The 3,374-nt window shown below is 37.0% G+C and carries 5 protein-coding genes; 1 reads left to right on the top strand and 4 read right to left on the bottom strand.

Annotation, left to right across the window (positions count from 1 at the left end; genetic code table 11):
- The first annotated feature begins 301 nt into the window (after window positions 1-301).
- On the top strand, window positions 302-727 hold the full coding sequence (locus BM015_RS22095) for a c-type cytochrome (protein ID WP_090663340.1): 426 nt from the start codon (window positions 302-304) through the stop codon (window positions 725-727).
- A 199-nt stretch (window positions 728-926) separates the two neighbouring features.
- Here BM015_RS22095 and BM015_RS21130 read toward each other — a convergent pair whose 3' ends face one another.
- The 4 genes from BM015_RS21130 to BM015_RS21115 form a co-directional block, all read right to left on the bottom strand.
- Window positions 927-1,124, bottom strand: a complete 198-nt coding sequence (locus BM015_RS21130; RefSeq protein ID WP_090663338.1) for a hypothetical protein — start codon at window positions 1,122-1,124, stop codon at window positions 927-929.
- Window positions 1,121-1,324 (bottom strand): hypothetical protein, encoded by a 204-nt coding sequence (locus BM015_RS21125; protein ID WP_090663336.1) that lies wholly within the window; start codon window positions 1,322-1,324, stop codon window positions 1,121-1,123. Before BM015_RS21125 ends, BM015_RS21130 begins: the two co-directional genes overlap by 4 nt.
- Window positions 1,321-1,578, bottom strand: coding sequence for a hypothetical protein (locus BM015_RS21120; protein WP_090663334.1), 258 nt, complete (start codon window positions 1,576-1,578; stop codon window positions 1,321-1,323). The genes BM015_RS21125 and BM015_RS21120 overlap by 4 nt, the downstream gene beginning before the upstream one ends.
- Before the next feature lie 174 nt (window positions 1,579-1,752).
- Window positions 1,753-2,562 (bottom strand): ATP-grasp domain-containing protein, encoded by an 810-nt coding sequence (locus BM015_RS21115; protein ID WP_177191988.1) that lies wholly within the window; start codon window positions 2,560-2,562, stop codon window positions 1,753-1,755.
- Between the last annotated feature and the right edge of the window lie 812 nt (window positions 2,563-3,374).

Raw genomic sequence — 3,374 nt, 5'->3', positions numbered from 1 at the left:
CCACATTACCACATCCGGTTATAATACTAATAATAATATTCAATCAACTGATTTAAAATCTACTTTTGATTCGTACTGAAAATGGGAAGCCTACAGTTGGAAAATTTTCAAAGAGAAAGGAATTGACAGTTACGTTGGCGGGCTGACCAACAAAAAGGATAGTCTTTGGTTTGATTACGGCTGGTACAGCCCAGACATTGGAGACGAAGACCCCAAAAAGCACAGATTTGGACAAGATACTATTAACGGCTTAATTGCAAGACTTGCAATTCCAGTAACTCCAGGCGACGGATATATTAGAATGTATATTCCTGTAAACAGGGACGATAAGTTTAGTATCAGCGGACACAATATTCAAAGCACGGATACAATTCTGAAAATATACAAGTCAATAGTATTTGAAGAAAGCGATACCACAATAAATAGCATGTTGACATTGGACAAATTCAAAGAATATCCAAATGGAAGCGGCAAGACATTGTTTCAACAATATTGTGCAAGTTGCCATTCATTGAATAAAACAACTCATGGGCCGGCATTGCATGATATAATGCAAGAACGAACATCCGACTGGCTAATCAAGTTTGTTACAAACCGTAAGCTTGTAGCAACCGACACGACACATTTGAAATTAAAAGAAGCATTTAATAATTACGAATGTATGGAGTTTCCTGACCTGACAAAAGAGGACATTGAAATGATAACTTCATATATAAAGTACAAGTAATTACGGCGTGCAACATTCAGTTTTGCGTCAGCAGGGGGCGACGAATAAATCCTCATCTTAGTGCTACTATCAGCTACATATCCCGCTGACCGAACACGGATGAGCTGCAGAATATATTTTCAACTTAAGTATCTTTAATCGGCTACAGTTCCGGGCTGGCCGTTTTCCAAATGCCCTGCCGAACGCAAAGCTGTGAACGTTATATGCCACCCTTACCAAGCAGCATATCTTTTATCATCTGACGTAACGCTTTTTTAATCTGACGCTTTTCATCCAAGCTAAATTCGACAGGATTATCGCGGCTGTTACTTTTCCTTATTTTGTACTTGTAACTTTTTATATGCGGTAAATAATCTGCAAAAAATGTATCAGCTTTTACGTATTTCCAAATGCTCATTTTTCACCTAAATAAAAATCTCTTAAAAAAATAAATTCTTTATCAAATTCATTCAACGTTTCTCTCAGCTTTTTAACTTTATTTTCAAGCCTGTTTATTATGCGCTGCTGTTCATGTGTTTTATTCGTCCAATCAAGCCCTTTTCTTTCATCCCATATATCTGAAACTTGATTGTGTATTTCTAAAAACAAATTTTTCATAATTTAAATTTTATACCCACCTTTTGAAGAAATAGAAATTCATTTGGATAAAACTTTTTAAAAACAATAGAAAGCCTTTCATCTGCCCATTCTTTAGACTTCACAATAAACGAAACGGCAAATTCATCATGAATTGCACTGCGCCTCTTATCCTCAATTGTAATTTTTGTAATAGTAATTTTAGCGCCATCATTTTTTAGCCTAAGTTTTGCCAAATCAATAAGCTGTTTATCTGAAAGTTCATTGTATTCCATACATCATATTTTACTCTAAATTACGGAAACTTTTTCGTTTCACCAAATTTATTTTTAAGACAGGGCGGCATATAACATTGTATTTGCTAAAGCTGCACCCACCCACATTTGCGACGCTTCGCAGCCTTCGCAAATACCTCAACGTTGGCTGCAAGGCGTTGACCGTTTACTAAGTCAGACCGTGGAAACAAAATACTCTGTAACATTCGAGACAATATTCTCAATCTTCGCTTTATAAAAACCAGCACCGTTCATACATCCGCATTCGACAATAAAATATTCATCGCCACATAAACAAATATCCATAACAAAGACATCATGGGGAGTGTATTGCTGACACCTTTCTTCAGCAAAGGAAATAACATCAGCAGGACAACCTTCCTCCTTTCTTAGTTTAAAATATTCTCTATACTTTGACGCAGCGACAACTTTTTTATTGACAATCCAAAGCCGCCATTCGTAGTGTATATTGTACGGCTCTGATACAATTATTTTACTCTCAAGCGACAGATTGGTATTTTCAACAGCTTTTAGTTTTTCGTACCAATCTGCAATCTCTTCAAAACGCTTGACTTCACCAGCAAACGATTTGCTATCATCGTTTGGGCGAATAAATAATAATCTATCAGAATTATAATTGCGGTTAATTAGTTCTTTAAATGTTATGACCGAGGCATCATAATTAAGCATATGCCGACTCCACTTTTCAATATAGTTTTCTATTGAAAAAGTAACCTCATCAAAGAACAGACCTTTCTTAAGGTTTGCATCTTCAAAAGCCAAGCTGTTAAAAGTTGTTGACCCATAAATAATAGAGCTTCGCCTTCTATCAAATTCAGGGAGTTTTGCAGTGAATGGAATAATATCTAATTCAATAAATGTTACACCGATTTTATGACAAGATTCTTTCAATTGCTCAAAGTCTGACTGACTTGTAAGATTCCGTTGTACTACCCATTGAATATGTTTATACTTTTCGTTCATTAAACAAATGTAATTTAAAAATTCGCCCAGACAGCCAACATTGGGTTTTATGCAAGTTGGGCTCGACATTGTAACGTCAACTAATTGCAAATCCGGGCTTCAGTTTCGGCAGACGAATAACTATCAACTTTTGTACGTAACTTCAAGAACATATTTTCAATCAGCAGCGGTTATGGGCAGACGGCATACTAATTCCCAACCTGCATAAAGCCCTGCTCGTTGTGTGCAATCTTATGACAATTGTTTTATGACTAGACTTTCCTCAATTTCATCTATTCTTATGCTTCTAATTTTGTCGTGTAAATCAGGCGACAATAAGAACTGTTCTAAATTTCATAGCGGTCGATTTATAAGCCATGAGGCACTTGGCCAACGTACAATAATTGATAGGCTTGACAGTATCCAAATCGAAACAAATGAACAAACCGGACATGTGTTCAAAAGTAAAATCAGATGGATAAACGACTGCGAATATCAGCTAACTGATTTCTTTGAAAAACTCGATTCGACTGATAGTTTTAAGCCATGGCTTCCAGGAAAGGTAGTCGCCACAAAACTAATCGGTGCAACAAGTAAATATTGCATTTATGAAAGCAAGATGAGTGATGTGAGTATGACTTTGAGAGATACGCTTTGGATTCTGGAAAACTAGAGCCAAAAGGACTGCACACAATAACTAAGCTTTCGTTGCGTCCGCAGGACGAACAATGAAAGCGCTGTTGAACGGAATCCGCCACGGCGGACAAGCTCTACGGTTGCCGGTGTTGCCTTATGGAGTTGCCGATTTGCGGGGCAAGGGTATTTGAGCAAAC

The organism is Parafilimonas terrae (assembly GCF_900115755.1).
Taxonomy (GTDB): domain Bacteria; phylum Bacteroidota; class Bacteroidia; order Chitinophagales; family Chitinophagaceae; genus Parafilimonas; species Parafilimonas terrae.
This window is presented reverse-complemented; position numbering and strand designations above follow the sequence as displayed.

What these genes read in the sequence shown, in the direction of transcription:
- BM015_RS22095 (WP_090663340.1), top strand. Translation starts at nt 302, where the DNA reads ATGTATATTCCTGTAAACAGGGACGATAAGTTTAGTATCAGCGGACAC.
- BM015_RS21130 (WP_090663338.1), bottom strand. Translation starts at nt 1,124, where the DNA reads ATGAGCATTTGGAAATACGTAAAAGCTGATACATTTTTTGCAGATTAT.
- BM015_RS21125 (WP_090663336.1), bottom strand. Translation starts at nt 1,324, where the DNA reads ATGAAAAATTTGTTTTTAGAAATACACAATCAAGTTTCAGATATATGG.
- BM015_RS21120 (WP_090663334.1), bottom strand. Translation starts at nt 1,578, where the DNA reads ATGGAATACAATGAACTTTCAGATAAACAGCTTATTGATTTGGCAAAA.
- BM015_RS21115 (WP_177191988.1), bottom strand. Translation starts at nt 2,562, where the DNA reads ATGAACGAAAAGTATAAACATATTCAATGGGTAGTACAACGGAATCTT.